The sequence below is a fragment of the Aeromonas sp. FDAARGOS 1402 genome, from assembly GCF_019046925.1.
GTDB classification, from domain to species: domain Bacteria; phylum Pseudomonadota; class Gammaproteobacteria; order Enterobacterales; family Aeromonadaceae; genus Aeromonas; species Aeromonas caviae.
Genome location: NZ_CP077201.1, coordinates 3,976,919 through 3,996,277, shown reverse-complemented (window position 1 = coordinate 3,996,277; position 19,359 = coordinate 3,976,919). Strand labels below are relative to the sequence as shown.

General features: G+C 55.8%; 14 protein-coding genes, 3 tRNA genes and 4 pseudogenes. 8 read left to right on the top strand and 13 right to left on the bottom strand.

Annotation, left to right across the window (positions count from 1 at the left end):
• Complete coding sequence (gene istB, locus I6L32_RS18740; RefSeq protein WP_008950208.1) at positions 1-747, top strand: IS21-like element helper ATPase IstB; 747 nt, start codon at positions 1-3, stop codon at positions 745-747.
• A gap of 652 nt (positions 748-1,399) precedes the next feature.
• Here the strand turns inward: istB and I6L32_RS18735 are convergent.
• Positions 1,400-1,564 (bottom strand): annotated as a pseudogene (locus I6L32_RS18735) (transposase); the annotation flags it as partial.
• A gap of 72 nt (positions 1,565-1,636) precedes the next feature.
• Between I6L32_RS18735 and I6L32_RS18730 the strand changes: the two are divergent.
• Positions 1,637-2,613 (top strand): annotated as a pseudogene (locus tag I6L32_RS18730) (IS3 family transposase); the annotation flags it as partial.
• Positions 2,614-2,912: 299 nt separating this feature from the next.
• Positions 2,913-3,032: pseudogene (locus I6L32_RS18725) on the top strand (integrase core domain-containing protein); the annotation flags it as partial.
• A 118-nt stretch (positions 3,033-3,150) separates the two neighbouring features.
• On the opposite strand, the gene I6L32_RS18720 reads toward I6L32_RS18725, so the two are convergent.
• Both I6L32_RS18720 and I6L32_RS18715 read right to left on the bottom strand, forming a co-directional pair.
• Positions 3,151-5,748, bottom strand: coding sequence for a cold shock domain-containing protein (locus I6L32_RS18720; protein WP_143237420.1), 2,598 nt, complete (start codon positions 5,746-5,748; stop codon positions 3,151-3,153).
• 220 nt (positions 5,749-5,968) lie between these two features.
• Positions 5,969-6,899 (bottom strand): IS5 family transposase gene (locus tag I6L32_RS18715; protein WP_254203852.1). Its coding sequence is split into 2 segments (ribosomal slippage): positions 5,969-6,143 and positions 6,142-6,899, totalling 933 coding nucleotides; the frame shifts between segments, so codons are not numbered across the junction.
• Positions 6,900-7,118: 219 nt separating this feature from the next.
• On the opposite strand from I6L32_RS18715, the pseudogene I6L32_RS18710 reads away from it, so the two are divergent.
• Positions 7,119-7,221, top strand: a pseudogene (locus I6L32_RS18710).
• Positions 7,222-7,437: 216 nt separating this feature from the next.
• Here I6L32_RS18710 and I6L32_RS18705 read toward each other — a convergent pair.
• The gene (locus tag I6L32_RS18705; protein WP_216944338.1) at positions 7,438-7,953 is read right to left on the bottom strand and encodes a phosphoribosyltransferase; all 516 of its coding nucleotides are present in this window, start codon (positions 7,951-7,953) and stop codon (positions 7,438-7,440) included.
• Positions 7,950-8,276 carry a hypothetical protein gene (locus I6L32_RS18700; RefSeq protein ID WP_216944337.1) on the bottom strand — a complete coding sequence of 109 codons (327 nt, stop codon included), beginning with the start codon at positions 8,274-8,276 and terminating at the stop codon, positions 7,950-7,952. The genes I6L32_RS18705 and I6L32_RS18700 overlap by 4 nt, the downstream gene beginning before the upstream one ends.
• A gap of 294 nt (positions 8,277-8,570) precedes the next feature.
• Between I6L32_RS18700 and I6L32_RS18695 the strand changes: the two genes are divergently transcribed.
• The 3 genes from I6L32_RS18695 to I6L32_RS18685 are packed head-to-tail and all read left to right on the top strand — an operon-like array spanning position 8,571 to position 10,050.
• Complete coding sequence (locus tag I6L32_RS18695; protein ID WP_216944336.1) at positions 8,571-8,876, top strand: hypothetical protein; 306 nt, start codon at positions 8,571-8,573, stop codon at positions 8,874-8,876.
• Positions 8,873-9,097: a hypothetical protein gene (locus I6L32_RS18690; protein WP_216944335.1), complete on the top strand. Its 225-nt coding sequence runs from the start codon at positions 8,873-8,875 to the stop codon at positions 9,095-9,097. Before I6L32_RS18695 ends, I6L32_RS18690 begins: the two co-directional genes overlap by 4 nt.
• Positions 9,016-10,050 (top strand): DeoR/GlpR family DNA-binding transcription regulator, encoded by a 1,035-nt coding sequence (locus tag I6L32_RS18685; RefSeq protein WP_216944334.1) that lies wholly within the window; start codon positions 9,016-9,018, stop codon positions 10,048-10,050. The genes I6L32_RS18690 and I6L32_RS18685 overlap by 82 nt, the downstream gene beginning before the upstream one ends.
• Before the next feature lie 100 nt (positions 10,051-10,150).
• On the opposite strand, the gene katG is transcribed toward I6L32_RS18685, so the two are convergent.
• The 4 genes from katG to I6L32_RS18665 form a co-directional block, all read right to left on the bottom strand.
• Positions 10,151-12,325, bottom strand: a complete 2,175-nt coding sequence (gene katG / locus I6L32_RS18680; protein ID WP_216944333.1) for a catalase/peroxidase HPI — start codon at positions 12,323-12,325, stop codon at positions 10,151-10,153.
• 519 nt (positions 12,326-12,844) lie between these two features.
• Positions 12,845-12,920 (bottom strand) — tRNA-His (locus tag I6L32_RS18675).
• Positions 12,921-12,966: 46 nt separating this feature from the next.
• Positions 12,967-13,043, bottom strand: a tRNA-Arg gene (locus I6L32_RS18670).
• Positions 13,044-13,079: 36 nt separating this feature from the next.
• Positions 13,080-13,156 (bottom strand) — tRNA-Pro (locus tag I6L32_RS18665).
• Between the two features lie 203 nt (positions 13,157-13,359).
• Here I6L32_RS18665 and folD point away from each other — a divergent pair.
• The gene (folD, locus tag I6L32_RS18660) at positions 13,360-14,217 is read left to right on the top strand and encodes a bifunctional methylenetetrahydrofolate dehydrogenase/methenyltetrahydrofolate cyclohydrolase FolD (RefSeq protein WP_010674955.1); all 858 of its coding nucleotides are present in this window, start codon (positions 13,360-13,362) and stop codon (positions 14,215-14,217) included.
• Positions 14,218-14,273: 56 nt separating this feature from the next.
• Here folD and I6L32_RS18655 read toward each other — a convergent pair whose 3' ends face one another.
• The 4 genes from I6L32_RS18655 to I6L32_RS18640 form a co-directional block, all read right to left on the bottom strand.
• Positions 14,274-15,476 (bottom strand): ISL3-like element ISAeme19 family transposase, encoded by a 1,203-nt coding sequence (locus I6L32_RS18655; protein ID WP_084865641.1) that lies wholly within the window; start codon positions 15,474-15,476, stop codon positions 14,274-14,276.
• Between the two features lie 109 nt (positions 15,477-15,585).
• Positions 15,586-16,788 (bottom strand): ISL3-like element ISAeme19 family transposase, encoded by a 1,203-nt coding sequence (locus I6L32_RS18650; protein WP_084865641.1) that lies wholly within the window; start codon positions 16,786-16,788, stop codon positions 15,586-15,588.
• A gap of 137 nt (positions 16,789-16,925) precedes the next feature.
• On the bottom strand, positions 16,926-18,089 hold the full coding sequence (locus tag I6L32_RS18645; protein ID WP_042863960.1) for a PLP-dependent aspartate aminotransferase family protein: 1,164 nt from the start codon (positions 18,087-18,089) through the stop codon (positions 16,926-16,928).
• 92 nt (positions 18,090-18,181) lie between these two features.
• Positions 18,182-19,204, bottom strand: coding sequence for an isopenicillin N synthase family oxygenase (locus I6L32_RS18640; RefSeq protein WP_216944332.1), 1,023 nt, complete (start codon positions 19,202-19,204; stop codon positions 18,182-18,184).
• Between the last annotated feature and the right edge of the window lie 155 nt (positions 19,205-19,359).

The window sequence follows — 19,359 nt, the reverse complement described above, 5'->3', positions numbered from 1 at the left end:
ATGGACTCACTGCTTATCCAACTGCGCCAGCTTAAGCTGGCGGCCATGGCCAGTGCGCTGGAGCAACAACGTCTTGCGCCCCATACCTATGCCGAACTTAGCTTCGATGAACGATTGGGATTGCTGGTCGAGCAAGAACATCTGGCGCGGGATAACACCCGCTTACAACGCTTGCGCAAACAAGCCAATCTGCGCCTTAAAGCGACACCAGAAGGCTTACGCTATCCGGCAAAGCGCGGCTTGCGAGCTGAACAAATTACACCACTTATGCAAGGACATCACCTGACGTACCACCAGAATATCTTGATAACCGGGCCCACCGGCAGCGGCAAAACCTATCTTGCCTGCGCCTTAGGTGAGCAAGCTTGCCGACAGAATAAACGCGTGCTGTATTACCGGTTAGGTCGGTTACTGGAAAGCCTGAAAATGGGGCATGCTGATGGTAGCTATCTGAAACAACTGGTACAGCTACAAAAGGTAGATATGTTGATCCTAGATGATTGGGGCCTTGAGGGATTTAAAGGTAAACAAGTCAGCGATTTACTGGACGTCATTGAAGATCGCTACGAGCAACGCAGCACAATCATCGTCAGTCAGTTACCGGTCTCGGAGTGGTACGGCTTAATGGATAATCCAACTGTTGCAGATGCGCTGTTAGACAGAGTGATCCACAATGCCCACCGACTGGAATTAACAGGTGAGTCACAACGTAAAAAAACACTGGTTCAGGGTGAAGAAGTCGGGTAAAAAGAGAGGATAAACGAAGGTCAGATCATGCTGGCCGGATCACACCGAAACGCCTGGCCGGATGAAACCGGAACAGGTGGCCGGACAAACCGAAATACGCACACTGGGGGGGATGGAACTCAGCACGATGGCGAACAGTACGAAGTCCTGAATAACCAGCGTATAGAATAGACGGATGATGTAATCATCTGAACGGACTGGATATGTATTGACAGATGGCATTGCTATCGCACATTTAGCAGATTCATCCACATCCGCCAATTAATTGGATGCAATGGTGCAATGGTGCAATGGTGCAATGGTGCAATGAACTACATATATATAAATATTGCATGTGATATATTGCCCCCCCTTAAAAATCCCCCGGCTCGATGAGGATAAATCTACTCTTTAGGAAGGTGCGAATAAGTCATATGGCACGAGAGCATTTACTGGTAACCCATTGATATTAAATGACTAAAATTTTCATTTTTTGTTCGTGGGATACTTGTTCGCACTTTCCCTAAGGAAGGTGCGAATAAGCGAGGAAATTCTTCTCGGCTGACTCAGTCATTTCATTTCTTCATGTTTGAGCCGATTTTTTCTCCCGTAAATGCCTTGAATCAGCCTATTTAGACCGTTTCTTCGCCATTTAAGGCGTTATCCCCAGTTTTTAGTGAGATCTCTCCCACTGACGTATCATTTGGTCCGCCCGAAACAGGTTGGCCAGCGTGAATAACATCGCCAGTTGGTTATCGTTTTTCAGCAACCCCTTGTATCTGGCTTTCACGAAGCCGAACTGTCGCTTGATGATGCGAAATGGGTGCTCCACCTTGGCCGGTAATCCCCCCGAAAAACTGAGGTGCTTATAAGTAGAATGTTCCCGTACCTTGATACCCGGAGGTTCTACATGAAAACATCACGCTTTAGCGATGCCCAGATCATCGCCATTCTTAACAAGGCCGAGGCTGGCTCCCCCGTTCCGGAGCTCTGCCGCGAACATGGCATCAGCTCCGCCACCTTCTACAAGTGGCGCTCTAAATACGGCGGAATGGATGCCTCCCTCATGGCTCGCCTCAAAGAGCTGGAGGACGAGAACCGCCGCCTCAAGAAGATGTACGCCGAGGAGCGCCTCAAAGCCGAGATCATCGCTGAGGCCATGGCAAAAAAGTGGTGACGCCATCTGCCCGGCGGGAGATGGCAACCAGGGCCGTAGCGGATTACGCCATCTCCATCCGCCGGGCTTGCCAGGTGTTCAAGGTCAGCGAGGGCTGCTATCGCTATCAGCCGGTGCTGGCCGATGAAAATCAGGAGATTGCCGATTGGCTGCTGCGCCTCAGCGCTAATCAGCGTAACTGGGGTTTTGGACTGTGCTTTCTGTACCTGCGTAACGTCAAAGGCTTTGGCTGGAACCACAAGCGGGTGTACCGGATTTATCGCGCCCTTGAACTTAATCTGAGGATAAAGCCGCGAAAACGGCTGGTACGGGCCAAACCGGAGCCGCTGGCGGTCCCTGAAAAACCCAATCACTGCTGGTCGATGGACTTCATGCATGACCAGCTCGGTGATGGCCGTTCGGTGCGGCTGTTTAATGTGATCGACGACTTCAACCGCGAAGCACTGTGCATCGAGGTGGATTTCTCCTTGCCTGCCACACGGGTCAAACGGGCGCTGGAGCAAGTGATCGCGTGGCGGGGAAAGCCGGTGGAGATCCGCTGCGATAATGGCCCGGAATATATTAGCGAGGAGCTCAAGCGCTGGGCTCAGCAGGAAGGGATAGCGCTGCGGTATATCCAGCCGGGCAATCCCCAACAGAACGCGTATATCGAGCGGTTTAACCGCACGGTACGTTACGACTGGCTGGGTCATTACCTGTTTGAGTCACTGTGCATATTCCGGTCGAAAATGAACACCTATTCCGGTTTAAAATGAACGCTGATTCCGGCTTGCGTGTACACCATTTCCGGACACCTCAGAGCACGAACTCTGATGTCAGATGAACCGTCATGCTCCAATGACCTGGATCCACAACTGCCGCGCTGCGCTTGGCTGCTGGCTTGTTCGGTGAGTCGAGAAGATGCCTCCCCTCAAAGCTCAGCTTCTGCTCGCAGAATCCCTGGCCGCATACTTTCCGGAAATGGTGTTCACAGATTCCGGAATCACTGTTCAACTTCACCGGAATACGCAAGTCACTGAATGAATTGCAGGCATTTGCCACAAACTGGTTGTGGACGTATAACCATGAGCGGCCCAATATGGCGCTGGGTGGCTACACACCAAAACAGTGCCTAATGCAGGCCGCATGACCTCTACTTTTGAGTGCCCCTAAGAATGGGGGGAATACCGAACGACCAGCCCAGCTGGGTCAGCAGGGTCAGAGCTGGGATCTTGGCGCTGTACTCTTCCTGAAACCGTGGTAATTTTTTATTCCACATCACCCTTTCCCCCAGAATAAAATGGAGAGTCATTATATATTTTTTGATATTTGATACTATCAGACTCGCCATTATTAACATTGCCGTATTTTTCTTTGTGATAAGTACAGCAACTGCCACACGACGTACAGATGTACCGACCTTCTGAACACTTTTGCTTTAGGTCTCGACTATCTATTATTTCATAGCATTTAAAACCAATGCAGTGATTGATGTAATAGTTTATTTTATGCTCTACACAACATTCATTTGCACAATAAAAAACTGTCGCTCGGTATGCTGCACTTTTTGGCTTGGTAATAAATGAATTGGATTTAATATCAAATGTCGTTACTTCGACTAGCGCGTAACTAAGGTTAGGCTTCATAAGCATACCGCAGCAACGACAATGCAGCCTAGGAAAAATTTCTCGCATACGATTCAGATATCCTGCAAGTTTAATTGGGAGATCTCTTTTAGATGGTTTATTTAACAACTCATATTTAGCTCCATAATGGCTTAACCAATCATACAAGCTAAACTCAAGATAATGTTTATTAAGGTTTGGTATTACATGCTGATCTGTACATTTTTTGCCACGACATAAAAATATACTAGTATCAGCCTCAACATTTGTCGCATTTGAAATACGAGAGAGATTATGAGGATAACGTTTTTGAGAATTTTTTATTTCTTCTGGTGTTTGCGTTTTCCAATAAAATGCTTCGCAGGATAAATCTATATATGGAAAGTGTTCTGCTAGTGTTTGGCAGCGTGGGAAAAGATTAAAAAATGAAGGATGATCAATACGAAATTTATTCGTAAGCAAGGCTTCCCATATGTCATGCAGGATAGAGGCGATGATAGCATCAGGAGTGTTGGATTGATTAATGATTGGTATTAAATTCGCTAAAATGTAGAATTCTGGATCAATAGATAGTGTAGGCGAATTCATTATGTCATCTATAAAGCTTAAATCTTTTAAGAAAATTTTTTCCTTAGTGTAAAATGCATCAGCAAATGGCTTGATTAGTGGGTGCTGACGATATTGATCATAGGTGGTTATATTTTTTTGGTAAGCACCCATAACAAAGTTGGCAACATTAATTTTTTCGTTGGTAAATTGTTTGGTAACAAAATCTTCCATGTCATCTCGCCAAACTTCTAATATCTCTTTTGAATCCACCACCTGATTAAACCCAAGATATAGAGCGGCGCTAAATGAAATGTGGTTTATTATTTCACTTAGTAATGCATTTACTTTAATCTTGCCGGCCTGCATATCTACAATGAATGTAGTAAAGGCTTCAATTTGATTGTCAATTAACTCCTTACTAATCAATAATGGAGGAACTCCATTTGAGATGACATAAGCAATACCTTTTTTACTTGTGATGTCATCTATTAACTGACTTGACATATCAGCAGGCCGAACACCATGAGAAATCGCTTTTTTAAGTCCTACGGATTTAACAAAATCTGATATTACTTGCTTTGGTATTTCCGTTAGTGGAATGCCGTGCAACTTGACTTCATCAATACCAACACTTCTTGCATGTTTCGCAATTAAACCTCTTGGTAGATAAGATAAAGGAATACCATTTTCAATATCAATTATAACACCATCCTTTATAAAACATTCTACTATCAAATCATCTGGCACCATTGACAATGGTATGCCATTAGAGTTAGCGCTAATGACGCCTACACATTTTACGAAGTTCAAAATGATATCTATTGATATTCTATTAAGAGGAATTCCTTGCGCCAAGGCATTAACTATTCCTACCGACTGTACATGTTTCGAAATTAAATCATCCGGGATTTCTGATATCGGAATACCATCTGAAACAGCGGCAATAACTCCAACATTATTTACATGCACCAGAATCAACTTTCTTGGTATCCTAGCAACAGGGATACCGTGAGAAATGGCCTCTATAATCCCTACTGTAGAAATATAATCAAGAACCAACCTATCTGGCATGCTCGATATCGGTATACCCTGTGATATGGACTCCGGGACCCCAAATTTATTGACATGATGAGCAATCAAATCGCTTGGTATTATTGATAGTCGAATGCCACTGGATATTGCCTTAATAAGGCCAATTTTTTCGATATACACTGTTAGCAAACTATTTTTATTGCTACATGCCATTATTATGGAAATGAACTCTGCGATACGCTCAGAGTTTTGTGAAAATTTATCCACGATACGATAAGCATCATTGCAATCAAACAAATCAGCTAAAGTCTTCTTGATTGAAGAATCACGTAACTCAACAAACTCATCAGAAAAAACCAAATACTGATAGAGTATTTCTGTTAGATTATTGTCATTTTTTGAAAGCGCATAAGCATTAGATGCATTTACTTTGCCTCTGTTATCCTTACCTATTTCATAGAGTACGATTTCACCTTCCACCAATAATGGCTTATTGATGACTGCATTCTTATGCACAAAAATATCTTCACTTCCATTTGTTGCTAAAAAACCAAACTGGTTATCTCTGCCTGTGTTGTTGTTACGACCTCCGAACCATTTAACACAAGCAAGCTTCCAATTTTTTGGGGAACCAAATCTATCTATAATATGTGCAGTCATCGTATCACCATTAAATCCATTTAAACCCGCCGTTTGCCGGTCAGCAGTTGTTGCATCAGGGCCTTTTTCTCTTGGGAAGGTGCGAATAAGCGGGGAAATTCTTCTCGGCTGACGCAGTCATTTCATTTCTTCATGCTTGAGCCGATTTTTTCTCCCGTAAATGCCTTGAATCAGCCTATTTAGACCGTTTCTTCGCCATTTAAGGCGCTATTCCCAGTTTTTAGTGAGATCTCTCCCACTGACGTATCATTTGGACCGCCCGAAACAGGTTGGCCAGGGTGAATAACATCGCCAGTTGGTTATCGTTTTTCAGCAACCCCTTGTATCTGGCTTTCACGAAGCCGAACTGTCGCTTGATGATGCGAAATGGGTGCTCCACCTTGGCCCGGATGCTATTTCAAGGTTCTTACCTTGCCGGGGCGCACGGCGATCAGCCAGTCCACATCCACTTCGGCCAGCTCCTCGCGCTGTGGCGCCCCTTGGTAGCCGGCATCGGCTGAGACAAATTGCTCCTCTCCATGCAGCAGATTACCCAGCTGATTGAGGTCATGCTCGTTGGCCGCGGTGGTGACTAGGCTGTGGGTCAGGCCACTCTTGGCATCGACACCGATGTGGGCCTTCATGCCAAAGTGCCACTGATTGCCTTTCTTGGTCTGATGCATCTGCGGATCGCGTTGCTGCTCTTTGTTCTTGGTCGAGCTGGGTGCCTCAATGATGGTGGCATCGACCAAGGTGCCTTGGGTCATCATGACGCCTGCTTCGGCCAGCCAGCGATTGATGGTCTTGAACAATTGGCGGGCCAGTTGATGCTGCTCCAGCAGGTGGCGGAAATTCATGATGGTGGTGCGGTCCGGCAAGGCGCTATCCAGGGATAACCGGGCAAACAGACGCATGGAGGCGATTTCGTACAGAGCATCTTCCATCGCGCCATCGCTCAGGTTGTACCAATGCTGCATGCAGTGAATGCGCAGCATGGTTTCCAGCGGATAGGGCCGACGACCATTACCGGCTTTGGGATAAAACGGCTCGATGACGGTGGTCATATCCTGCCATGGCAGGATATGCTCCATGCGGGAGAGGAAAATCTCTTTTCGGGTCTGACGGCGCTTACTGCTGAATTCACTGTCGGCGAAGGTAAGTTGATGACTCATGATGAACCCTGCTCCATGGCTCCAGATGACAAACATGATCTCATATCAGGAACTTGTTCGCACCTTCCCTTTGAGTTTCCAACTTCAATGTCACGGTTTCCAACTTAAATGGCCGTGATCAACAACGCAGTCAATTGCCACAACCTATGTGGTTGACATTTAATTAATTTCCTATATAAAAGTACGGTAAGTCTCATAGCAATTACCTGAGACAATTATGTAGCTTTTATTTCGGTAAAAAATGCGTAAGCTATTGAAATTGAAGGTTATATTTGTGCTGTGATGTACGAGAATGAGGGTTCGAATCCCTCCCTCACCGCCAAATAAAACAAAAGGCCCCGTCGCAAGACGGGGCCTTTTGTTTTTCCGGTAACCGGCAATCTGGTCACCACCCGGTATCGACAGGCGGGTGGACTAGCCCTGCTGGAGTGGCATAGGCCGTACACCGGGCGACACCGGGACGTAGTCTGGTCAATGCCTCCCTTGCTGTCAGGTTTATCCTGATCGGTTTATCGCTCCCTAATCTTGTCCCGTCCCGTTATCTCTTCAACCTGGAGACATAGGGGATATTCCGGTACTTGTGCTCCCAGGGCAGGCCGTAGCCCACCAGCAGGTCATCGCTCGTCATCTCGTAGGCATAAAACTGCTCGGCGGGGATAGCCACGCGCCCTGGTTTGACAAACAGGGTCGCGATGGACAGGGAACGTGGCGCGAACGCCTGCAGGTGCGCGACCAGCCGCTTCATGGTGCCCCCCGATTCGATGGCGTCGTCCATCAGGATGACGTCTCTGCCCCGGATGCCGACATTGTCGTGAAAGACGATGGGAGAGGCGTTGTGGCGCTCCCCCGGAGTGTGGGGGCAGGAGATGTAGTCCATGGCGATATCAAAGCGCAGCGCCCTGACGATATCGGCGGTAAACAGCATGCCGCCCGGCACCACGGTGATCACCACCGCCTCCGTGAATCGCGCGTTGAGCCGTTTGGCGATGACCTCGACGCCGAGCGCAATGTCCTCGGTATTTAATACCACGTCGCCGAAAACAGGGTTTCTCATGGCAGCTCCTGACAGGTTGTAGAAAGAGGGGTGGCCCGGGGTGCCAGCCCCACGCCTCTGCTGAGGAGCAGGGCCAGCACCATCAGCAAAACGACGCCGTGGAGGGCAGCCGGCAGACCGAAGGCGTCGGCGACAAAGCCGACCAGGGCGGGGCTGGAGAACACCCCGACATAGCCCAGGGTGGCGTCGCTTATCTGGGCGTTCAGTTTGGCTAAGGGGATGATGGAGGCCCAGGCCGCCGTGGCAAAGCCCGAGCATAAGAAGGTGGCTCGGCTGGCGAGCCGCTCGTGCCGGGGCCGCCGACTGGAGAGTGTGGACAACATGGGGTCTCCTTGGATGACAGTCGAAGGAGGGGGCTGTGCCTGGGATCCTCCGAGCGAGGAGGTCATGCTATGATCATTTCGAGCTCATATGAACAAAAATGATCTTGTATTTGTTTATATGTGTCCATTGTGGCGATATGATGACCGCGATCAGCATGCATACATCCGAGGTAACAGCATGATCACGCTCATCATCACGGACATGGACGGCACCTTCCTCATATAGCAGGGGGGATAACAACCGAGCCCTGTTTGCCGAGGTGGTTGCCGCCATGGCGCAGCAGGGGATACATTTTGCGCCCTGCACGGGAAAACAGGTCGATCGGGTCGAGGAGCTGCTGGGGGGCGCAGAGCGCGAATATCTGGATCCTGGGAGACAGCGCCACCCGCATCAAGCACCAGGGGCGCTACGTCTATCAGTCACTGCTGGACAACGCCCTGGGCCTGGCCATCATCCGTTGGTTGGCGCGTCTGCCGGGCGAGCATATCGTCATCGCCTGCGCGGCGATCCGGGAGGAGGTGCCGGATCATCTGAAAGCCCTGGTGCGTCGCTCCTACACCCAGCTACAGACGGTCGCCGAATCACCGCGGACGTTGTGAAGATCACCCTCTATGACGAGCAGGGTCGCTGCCTGGATCTGCGGGGCCAGCTTGGCGAGTGTGATGACGAGGCCTACATAGTGGCGTCCGACCAGCAGTGGATAGACATCGTCAATGCCGGCGTGCACAAGGGACGACGGTGGCCAGGTTGCAGCAGCTGGTCGGCGCCGGTCGTCATGAGACCCTGGTCTTTGGCGACGGGCTCAATGACATCGAGCTGATGGCGTGCGCCGACTTCAGTTTCGCCATGCGCAATGGCCACGACGGACCAAGGACGCCGCCCATTTCATCACCCGCTCGAACGATGAAGACGCCGTCATGCATACCATCTTGCAACTGCTCGCACTGCAGAGGCAGGGGGCGTGAGGCGGGCCGGGCGATGATCGCCCGGCCATTACAAGGGAACACCATGGACAAGTATTCACCGGAGGAGCGACGGCTCCTCATTCTGGATCTGCTGGCCGCGCACCACAAAGTGATGGCGGCGGAGCTGGCGGAGCCGCTGGGCACCACGGAGGCGACCATCAGGCGGGATCTGCGCTATCTGGCCGATGAGGGGCGCTGCAAGCGCATTCACGGTGGCGCCATCTCCCTGTCGCCCCAGACGGGGACCCTGACCGAGCGCAGTACCCAGCATGTTGCGCAGAAGCAGGCCCTGGCCATGGCCGCCTTGAGCCTGGTCAAACCGAACCAGCTGATCTTCCTGGATGCCAGCAGCACCCACCTGCTGCTGGCCTCCCTCATGCCGGAGCACCAGAACCTGACGGTGGTGACCAACAGCCCGGCCATCGCCTGCCGGCTGCTGGAGAGACCCGGCATCAGGACCATCCTCCTCGGTGGCGAGCAGGATCCGCTGGTCGGCGGGGCCGTCGACATCACGGCGGCCGAGGCGGCCAAAAAGTTCCGCTTCGACCTCGGCTTCCTGGGGGTCTGCGCCTGGTCCTCGGATCTTGGCTTCAGCGCCGTGCATTACCAGGACAGCGAGTTCAAGCGCCGGGTCGCGGAGCGTTGCGGCTCGCTGGCGGTGCTGTGCAATGACGACAAGCTGGAGTCCCTGGCCTCCTACCCCTTCCTGCACGCTGCGGATCTCGACTACCTGATCTGCACCCGGCAGGATCCGGTCCTGGTCAAGACGCTCGAAGGGGAGGGCTGCACCGTCATCACCGTCGGCTGATGCCGCCGCGAGAAGAGTGGGGAGAGGCCGGGGGTTGGAAGCGGCCCATAAAAAACGCCCCGTTCCCGGGGCGTTGGGAACGGGGCGCCTGCCAGCGTCCTCAGGCGAGGTCGAAGCGATCCAGGTTCATCACCTTGGTCCAGGCCGCCACAAAGTCCTTCACGAACTTCTCCTTGGCATCCGCACTGGCGTAGACCTCCGCCAGGGCGCGCAGCTGGGAGTTGGAACCGAACACCAGATCGACCCGGGTTCCGGTCCACTTCATCTTGCCGTTCTTGCGATCACGGCCTTCATAGACTCCCTGGCTGCCCGCCGCCAGCTTCCACTCCGTGCCCATGTCGAGCAGGTTGACGAAGAAGTCGTTGGAGAGGGTACCCGGGGCGGCGGTAAAGACCCCGTGGCAGTTGCCCGCGTTGGTGCCGAGCACCCGCATGCCGCCCACCAGTACCGTCATCTCGGGGGCACTCAGGGTGAGCAGCTGCGCCTTGTCGATCAGCATGGTCTCCGCGAAGCCCGCGCACTCGCCCGCGTAGTTGCGAAATCCATCGGCGAGGGGCTCGAGCACCGCGAAGGAGTCCACATCGGTCTGGGCCTGGGAGGCATCCATCCGGCCCGGAGTGAAGGGCACGATCACGGCGACACCGGCTCTCTTCGCGGCCTGCTCGACCCCCACGCCGCCCGCCAGCACGATGAGATCGGCGAGGGAGACCCGCTTGCCGCCGGTGGCTGAGGCGTTGAAGGCCTGCTGTATCCCGTCGAGGGCCTGAAGCACTTTCGCAAGCTGGGCAGGCTGGTTCACGGCCCACTCCTTTTGCGGAGCCAGGCGGATGCGGGCACCGTTGGCGCCACCGCGTTTGTCAGAGCCACGGAAGGTGGACGCGGAGGCCCAGGCGGTCGACACCAGCTCGGTCACGGACAGGGAGGCCGCCAGGATCTGCTCCTTGAGCAGGGCCACGTCCTTGTCATCGATCAGGGGATGATTGACGGCGGGGATGGGGTCTTGCCAGATCAGCTCCTCTTTGGGTACTTCCGGCCCCAGGTAGCGGGCAATGGGACCCATGTCGCGGTGGGTCAGCTTGAACCAGGCGCGGGCGAAGGCATCGGCGAAGGCCTGCGGATCCTCGTAGAAGTGGCGGGAGATCTTGCCAAACTCGGGGTCAAAGCGCAGGGTCAGGTCGGTAGTGAGCATGGTCGGCTTGTGGAACTTGCCCGGGATGTGCGCATCGGGAATGATCTCGGGCGCATCCTTGGCCACCCACTGCTTGGCGCCGGCTGGCGACGTGGTCAGCTCCCACTCGTAGTTGAACAGGTTTTCAAAGAAGTTGTTGCTCCACAGGGCCGGTGTCTTGGTCCAGGTCACTTCGAGCCCGCTCGAGACGGTGTCCTTGCCATGGCCGCTGCCGAAGTCGCTCATCCAGCCGAGGCCCTGGGCCTCCAGAGGCGCGGCTTCCGGCTCTGGCCCCTTGTGGGATTCGGGCGCGGCGCCGTGGGCCTTGCCGAAGGTGTGGCCGCCCGCGATAAGGGCGACCGTCTCTTCATCGTTCATGGCCATGCGACCGAAGGTGGAACGGATGTCCTTGGCAGCCTCCATGTAGTCACCGCTGGCGTTGGGCCCTTCCGGGTTGACGTAGATGAGGCCCATGTGGGTGGCGCCGAAGGGGGCCGTGAGCTCGCGATCGCCCTTGACCCGATCGGGATCGACCCCGAGCCAGGCAATTTCATCCCCCCAGTTGACGTCCTGATCCGGCTCCCACACGTCGGGCCGCCCACCGCCAAAGCCGAAGGTGCGAAAACCCATGGTCTCCAGGGCGACGTTGCCGGCGAGGATCAGGAGATCGGCCCAGGAGATCTTGTTGCCGTATTTCTGCTTGATGGGCCAGAGCAGGCGACGGGACTTGTCGATGTTGACGTTGTCCGGCCAGCTGTTGAGGGGGGCGAAGCGCTGTTGGCCACGGCCGCCGCCACCGCGACCGTCGGTGGTGCGATAGGTGCCCGCAGCATGCCAGGTCATGCGGATGAACTGGGGGCCGTAGTGACCGAAGTCCGCCGGCCACCACTCCTGGGAATCCGTCATCAGCTTGACCAGATCTTTCTTGAGTACCTTGTAATCCAGGCTCGCGAAGGCCTTGGCGTAGTCAAAGTCCTTGTCCATGGGATCGGCGCCGGGGGAATGCTGATGCAGCAGATCCAGCCGCAACTGGTTCGGCCACCAATCTCGATTGGTTCTGCCGACGCCGGCGGTGTGGTTGAAGGGGCATTTGCTTTCTTCACTCATCTCTGTCTCTCCTTGGCAGTCATGTGCAATGCAGACAACTCAGTATGGGAACTTTTCCTGCAACCGGCAGGGCATCTGACAGGCTGGGCCTTGGACCGGCATCGGGGGGATATCAATAACTCCTTATATTTCAGCTAATTGATTAAGGATGGGATGACCGTATTACGAAAAGATGAATCGGTGCCATCGAATTTGGCTCTCCTGACATGGGATAAGAGAAGGAAGGAGCGCCCTGGCAGCCGTGTTATCAATCTTTTTATCCATAACACGAGGGATCAGACCTGGACTTGCGCTGGGTCATGGCATGAGGAGGGCTTGTCTTGAGCGGGGCAGAAAACCCCATTTTTGTGACGGCGGTCCGGACTGCGTCCTGAGCAGGGCACCGAGCGCCAGAGGATGGGGTGGGGGCGTTGCAGCAAAAAGCGGGCAGCGCAGAAACAAAAAGACCGGCCAGTGGCCGGTCCAAACAGACAGCGTGCTGCTGTCTCATCAGGCTGATCCCAGCCTGGAGGGGAATAATGGGGTGGCTGATGGGGCTCGAACCCACGACAACCGGAATCACAATCCGGGACTCTACCAACTGAGCTACAGCCACCACTGAAATCTGCCTTCGATACAGCAATCAAACTCATCTGTATCGATGGCGCGCCCTGCAGGATTCGAACCTGCGACCCACGGCTTAGAAGGCCGTTGCTCTATCCGACTGAGCTAAGGGCGCGTTGTATCAAGAAATCCGGGGATTTCCCGATGAACCTGGTCGGTGATAAAGGATTCGAACCTTTGACCCTCTGGTCCCAAACCAGATGCGCTACCGGGCTGCGCTAATCACCGAAAATTCGCCATCCAGCATACCTTCGGCGGCACCACTGGGCAACGGGCGGGCATCATACCCAAGCGCCAAAGTCAGCGTCAACGACTTTTTCCACCAGTAAATTCAAGTGCCTACTTATTGCCCTCCCTGCGAGAGCCGCTAACACCCGCGCCAAAAAAATGCGACAATGCGCCGCAGTTGAACACATGGTGAGTGAAGAACGATGTCTGCCAAAATCATTGATGGAAAACAGGTTGCGCAAACGATTCGCAATCAGGTCGCCGCGCAAGTCCAACAGCGGTTGGCGCAGGGGAAACGGGCACCGGGTCTGGCGGTGATCCTGGTGGGGCTGGATCCGGCCTCCCAAGTCTATGTGGGCAGCAAACGTCGCGCTTGTGAAGAGGTGGGATTTGTTTCCCGCTCCTATGACCTCAGCGCCACGGCGACACAAGCGGAGCTGCTGTCCCTGATCGACCAGCTCAACGAGGATCCTGAAGTGGACGGCATCCTGGTGCAGTTGCCCTTGCCGGCTCACTGCGATACCACCCAGGTGCTGGAGCGCATTCGTCCCGACAAGGACGTTGATGGCTTCCATCCCTACAACGTGGGTCGTCTGGCCCAGCGCATCCCGGCGCTGCGACCCTGCACCCCCAAGGGGATCATGACCCTGATCGAGACCACCGGCGTCAAGACCCATGGTCTGCATGCGGTGGTGGTCGGGGCTTCCAACATCGTGGGGCGCCCCATGACGCTGGAGCTGCTGCTGGCCGGTTGCACCACCACCACCTGTCACCGTTTCACCCAGGATCTGGAGACCCAGGTGCGCCGGGCCGACTTGCTGGTCGTGGCGGTGGGCAAGCCCAACTTCATTCCGGGGGAGTGGGTCAAACCCGGTGCCCTGGTGATCGACGTGGGCATCAACCGCCTTGCGGACGGCTCCCTGGTGGGAGATGTGGAGTATGAGACCGCGCGCAATCACGCAGCCTTCATCACGCCGGTACCGGGGGGCGTGGGCCCCATGACGGTCGCCAGCCTGATGGAGAACACCCTGAGCGCCTGCCAGGATTACCACGACGCCTGATGAGGGCGCCGGGCAGAAAAGAGAAAGGGAAGGCATTGCCTTCCCTTTTTTTAGGTTCATCGCGGCTTTCCGGGGAAGGCCGCCTTGATTTTCAGAAAAAAGTATTCTGAGTCCCTAAATCCATATGCCATACGCTTTATCACTTTGATCTTGTTGTTCACCCCTTCCAGCACACTCGTGTGCATCGGGTAGTTTGCACTCGCCAGGATCCCCCGCATATATTTCGATAAATTTCGACCAAATCGTTGCAGCGGCGCTAGCCCGCTTTCCTTCACCTGCCGCATCCAGCTCCGCCATCGTCGCCATCCTTCCCACACGCTCGGCGCATACCAGATGCCCTTCAACGCCTCTTTCAGCACGTACACCATCGCCAGCGGTTGATTCGCCGCCAACAGCTCCTGCAACTTCACATCCTGTTTTTCACTCAGCTTCGCCCGATTACGTAGCAGCAACCAACGCGCACTTTTGACCACTTTTCGCGCCGGTTTATCGCTTTTCAGTGCATTCGCCTGCTCCACTCGCACCCGGTCCACCACCTCTCGGCCATAGCGAGCCACCACGTGGAACAGGTCGTAGACCACCTCCGCCTGCGGGCAGTGTTGCTTCACCTCCAGGTCGAACGCCGTGTTCATGTCCATCGCCACCGCCTCAATCTGCTGGCATCGCTCGCCGAGCTGCTCGAAGAAGGGACGGATAGCGGCCCGGCTGTTGCCGTGCCCCACCCACAGGACGCGGGTTCGCTCGGCATCCATGATCACGGTGGCATAGCGGTGTCCCTTGTGCAGGGCAAACTCATCCATCACCAGCCGCCGCACCTCCCCAAGTTCGATGGTGCCCACACTGGTCTGCAAACGGCGCTTGTCGATCTCCTTGATGGTGTGCCAACCGACCCCGGTGAGCTGGCTGACATGGCGGATGGGGAGGTACTGAACGAGCGCTTCAATCCAGCACTGCATGCGCCGGGTGAGGCGGGAGCCAGAGGGGAGCCAGTCGATATGTTCACTGACGCGACCACAGCGCAGACAGTCGACGCGGCGAACAGGCAGTTGTAACCAGACTTGTCGGTCAAATAGGTCTCGCTCACGCACCCGGCGGATACGTTGGTCGTGGATCAATGGCGTGGGTTGCAGGCATCGGCGACAACGGGGCAACAGGTCGGCGCGAGGCTCAAGGGTAAACAGGGTGTGATGGTTGGCAGAAAGCGCTTGGGCGATGACGGTATAACCTGGCCAGAAGGAGGCAATATCAATATGATGCACGGCGACAGCAGGGTGATGGTGGTGGTGTGTTTGGAGACAGCCAGTTTACCAGCACCCTGTCTGTCAACTTCCACTTCCCCAAGATCCCGCGAAGAACCTTTTTTTAGGTTCATCGCGGCTTTCCGGGGAAGGCCGCCTTGATTTTCAGAAAAAAGTATTCTGAGTCCCTAAATCCATATGCCATACGCTTTATCACTTTGATCTTGTTGTTCACCCCTTCCAGCACACTCGTGTGCATCGGGTAGTTTGCACTCGCCAGGATCCCCCGCATATATTTCGATAAATTTCGACCAAATCGTTGCAGCGGCGCTAGCCCGCTTTCCTTCACCTGCCGCATCCAGCTCCGCCATCGTCGCCATCCTTCCCACACGCTCGGCGCATACCAGATGCCCTTCAACGCCTCTTTCAGCACGTACACCATCGCCAGCGGTTGATTCGCCGCCAACAGCTCCTGCAACTTCACATCCTGTTTTTCACTCAGCTTCGCCCGATTACGTAGCAGCAACCAACGCGCACTTTTGACCACTTTTCGCGCCGGTTTATCGCTTTTCAGTGCATTCGCCTGCTCCACTCGCACCCGGTCCACCACCTCTCGGCCATAGCGAGCCACCACGTGGAACAGGTCGTAGACCACCTCCGCCTGCGGGCAGTGTTGCTTCACCTCCAGGTCGAACGCCGTGTTCATGTCCATCGCCACCGCCTCAATCTGCTGGCATCGCTCGCCGAGCTGCTCGAAGAAGGGACGGATAGCGGCCCGGCTGTTGCCGTGCCCCACCCACAGGACGCGGGTTCGCTCGGCATCCATGATCACGGTGGCATAGCGGTGTCCCTTGTGCAGGGCAAACTCATCCATCACCAGCCGCCGCACCTCCCCAAGTTCGATGGTGCCCACACTGGTCTGCAAACGGCGCTTGTCGATCTCCTTGATGGTGTGCCAACCGACCCCGGTGAGCTGGCTGACATGGCGGATGGGGAGGTACTGAACGAGCGCTTCAATCCAGCACTGCATGCGCCGGGTGAGGCGGGAGCCAGAGGGGAGCCAGTCGATATGTTCACTGACGCGACCACAGCGCAGACAGTCGACGCGGCGAACAGGCAGTTGTAACCAGACTTGTCGGTCAAATAGGTCTCGCTCACGCACCCGGCGGATACGTTGGTCGTGGATCAATGGCGTGGGTTGCAGGCATCGGCGACAACGGGGCAACAGGTCGGCGCGAGGCTCAAGGGTAAACAGGGTGTGATGGTTGGCAGAAAGCGCTTGGGCGATGACGGTATAACCTGGCCAGAAGGAGGCAATATCAATATGATGCACGGCGACAGCAGGGTGATGGTGGTGGTGTGTTTGGAGACAGCCAGTTTACCAGCACCCTGTCTGTCAACTTCCACTTCCCCAAGATCCCGCGAAGAACCTTTTTTTATTGCGTCACTCCCCCGGATCGCTACTGGATATCAGAGGAGGGCCAGGGCGGCGGCCAGATCGGCAATCAGATCGTCGGCGTCTTCCACCCCGATGCTGAAGCGGATGAGATCGTCATTGACCCCGGCAGCGAGGCGGCTCGCCTCGTCCATGGCTGCGTGGGTGGTGCTGGCCGGATGGCAGGCGAGGCTCTCGAGATCGCCGAGGCTCACCGCCTGCACGAAGAGTTGCAGGTTGTCGAGCAGGGTGGCGCAGCGCTCAAACCCGCCTTCCAGCTCGATGCTCACCATGCCGCCAAAGCCGCTGGCGAAGGCGCCGAGGGCATCGTGGCCCGGATGGCTGGCAAGGCCCGGGTAGATCACCTTCTTCACCGCCGGGTGGGCATCCAGGAACTCGGCCACCTTCTGGGCGTTGTGCAGGTGGGCATCCATGCGCAGGGGAAGGGTCTTGACCCCCCGTTGCAGCAGGTAGGCCTCCTGGGGGCCGATGGGAGAGCCGATGTGCTTGAGGGCCACGGTGCGAATCGACTTCATCAGCTCATGACGACCCGCCACCACCCCGGCGATGATGTCGCCGTGACCGCCCAGGTACTTGGTGCCGCTGTGCATGACGATGTCGATGCCAAGCTCGAGCGGGCGCAGCAGGTAGGGGGTGAGGAAGGTGTTGTCACATACCGTGATGGCGCCCACCTTGCGGGCCGCCTCCACCACCACCCGCGGATCCACCACCTTGAGGGTGGGATTGGTCAGGGTTTCGAACAGTACCACCTTGGTGGCGGGGCGGATGTTGGCCAGCAGCGCCTGATCGCTCTCGTAGGCGGTGATCTTGATGCCGGCGCGGCTGAAGGTCTGCTTGAGGAAGGCATCGGTGCCGCCGTAGAGGGGGCCGATATAGGCCACTTCATCACCGCTGTCGGCCAGGGCATACATGATGGCACTCACCGCCGCCATGCCGCTTGCCACCACCAGTGCCTCATCTGCACCTTCGAGGGCTGCCAGCTTCTGCTCCAGCTCGGCGGTGGTGGGGTTGCCAAAGCGGCTGTAGATGAAGCCGGGGGCTTGACCTGCGAAGCGCTCCTTGCCCGCCTGGGCGTTGAAGTAGCTGAAGGTGCTGCTCTGGTAGAGCGGGGTGGTGAGGGCGCCGGTCTGGGGATCGATCCGCTGGCCGCTGTGCACGCTCATGGTCTTGAATTTCATTTTTGTACTCCGTCATTGCCAGGCTGTTGCCCGACTGCTTGTGTTATCCGGGGCGCCATCGCGCCCCTTTTCTCATGTCGTGTGGCGGGTTGTCAGACTAGCGCTGGCTCGCGCTGCGGCTCGCCTGCATAGTGGCGGGCCGCCACATCCGGGTGGGAGCGCAGCCTCCCCTTGAGCACGTTTTCCCCCACCTGATAAAAGAGCGGGTTGGCGGGATCGCTCTGGGGCCCTTCGGCCAGTGCCGCCAGCTCGGGGGAGAGGCTAAGCAGTGGCACAGTCGCATCCAGCCTTGCCGCCATGAAGAAGGCGCAGGAGAGGCGCGATACCCCGGGAGGCGGGCTCACCACCCGGTGCAGGGTGGCCTTGAGGTAGCCGTCGGACGCGAGCTCCAGCAGCTCGCCGATGTTGACCACCAGGGCGCCCGGCAAGGGGGGCGCGGGGATCCAGCCATCCGCCGTCTCCACCTCGAGCCCGGAGTGATCGTCCTGCATCACCAGGGTCAGGTAGCCGGGATCCTTGTGGGCACCTACCCCCTGACCACTGCTGCCTTCCGGTTGTCCGGGGTAGTGAATGAGCTTCATGTGCTGGTAGGGGGCACCGCGAATGCTCTCGTCAAATACGCCGGCGGGCTGCCCCAGCACCTCTGCGAAGGCGTCCAGCAGGGTGAGGGTGATGTCGCTCAGTCGATCCTGCCATGCCAGCAGCCGTGTCTTCATCTCGGGCAGGGCGGCGGGCCACTGATTGGGGCCGATGAGGCGCTGCCAGGGTTCACGAATGTGCGCCACAGGCAGGGCCTGGGCCTCGTTCATGATATCGAACTGCTCGCGCAGATCCGGCCGTGCCCGGGTGAGCTCTGCCCCCACCTGGTTGTAGCCGCGAAAGTGGGGGGAGTGGACCATCTGCACCGCCAGTTTTTCTTCAAGTGGCAGGGCGAAGAAGCGGGCGGCGAGCGCCAGGGTCTCCTGGCGCGCCGATTCGCTCAGATCATGGCCCACCAGATAGAAAAAGCCCACTTCGCGGGCGGCCTGGCCAAGCTGCGCCAGCATCTGGCTGCGTGCAGCCGGGGTGCCCTTGAGGGCGGCGAGATTGATGATCGGCAATGATGGGGTGGTCATGGGCATCTCCTCACTTTCCGTGAACGGGGTCTGCGTGCCCCGGCGTGCGGGGTGTTGCGAAACCGGGGCGCACTCTTCTTGAGTGGCGCCGTTTGGGTTGAGGGTGATGCTACTGTTCGAGGTTATAAGGTGGAAGCAACAAAATATTCTTAGTT

Coding starts and splice junctions, on each gene's coding strand:
- I6L32_RS18700 (WP_216944337.1), bottom strand. CDS start 8,276: ATGTTGTCCACACTCTCCAGTCGGCGGCCCCGGCACGAGCGGCTCGCC.
- I6L32_RS18645 (WP_042863960.1), bottom strand. CDS start 18,089: ATGAAATTCAAGACCATGAGCGTGCACAGCGGCCAGCGGATCGATCCC.
- istB (WP_008950208.1), top strand. CDS start 1: ATGGACTCACTGCTTATCCAACTGCGCCAGCTTAAGCTGGCGGCCATG.
- I6L32_RS18640 (WP_216944332.1), bottom strand. CDS start 19,204: ATGACCACCCCATCATTGCCGATCATCAATCTCGCCGCCCTCAAGGGC.
- katG (WP_216944333.1), bottom strand. CDS start 12,325: ATGAGTGAAGAAAGCAAATGCCCCTTCAACCACACCGCCGGCGTCGGC.
- folD (WP_010674955.1), top strand. CDS start 13,360: ATGTCTGCCAAAATCATTGATGGAAAACAGGTTGCGCAAACGATTCGC.
- I6L32_RS18705 (WP_216944338.1), bottom strand. CDS start 7,953: ATGAGAAACCCTGTTTTCGGCGACGTGGTATTAAATACCGAGGACATT.
- I6L32_RS18720 (WP_143237420.1), bottom strand. CDS start 5,748: ATGACTGCACATATTATAGATAGATTTGGTTCCCCAAAAAATTGGAAG.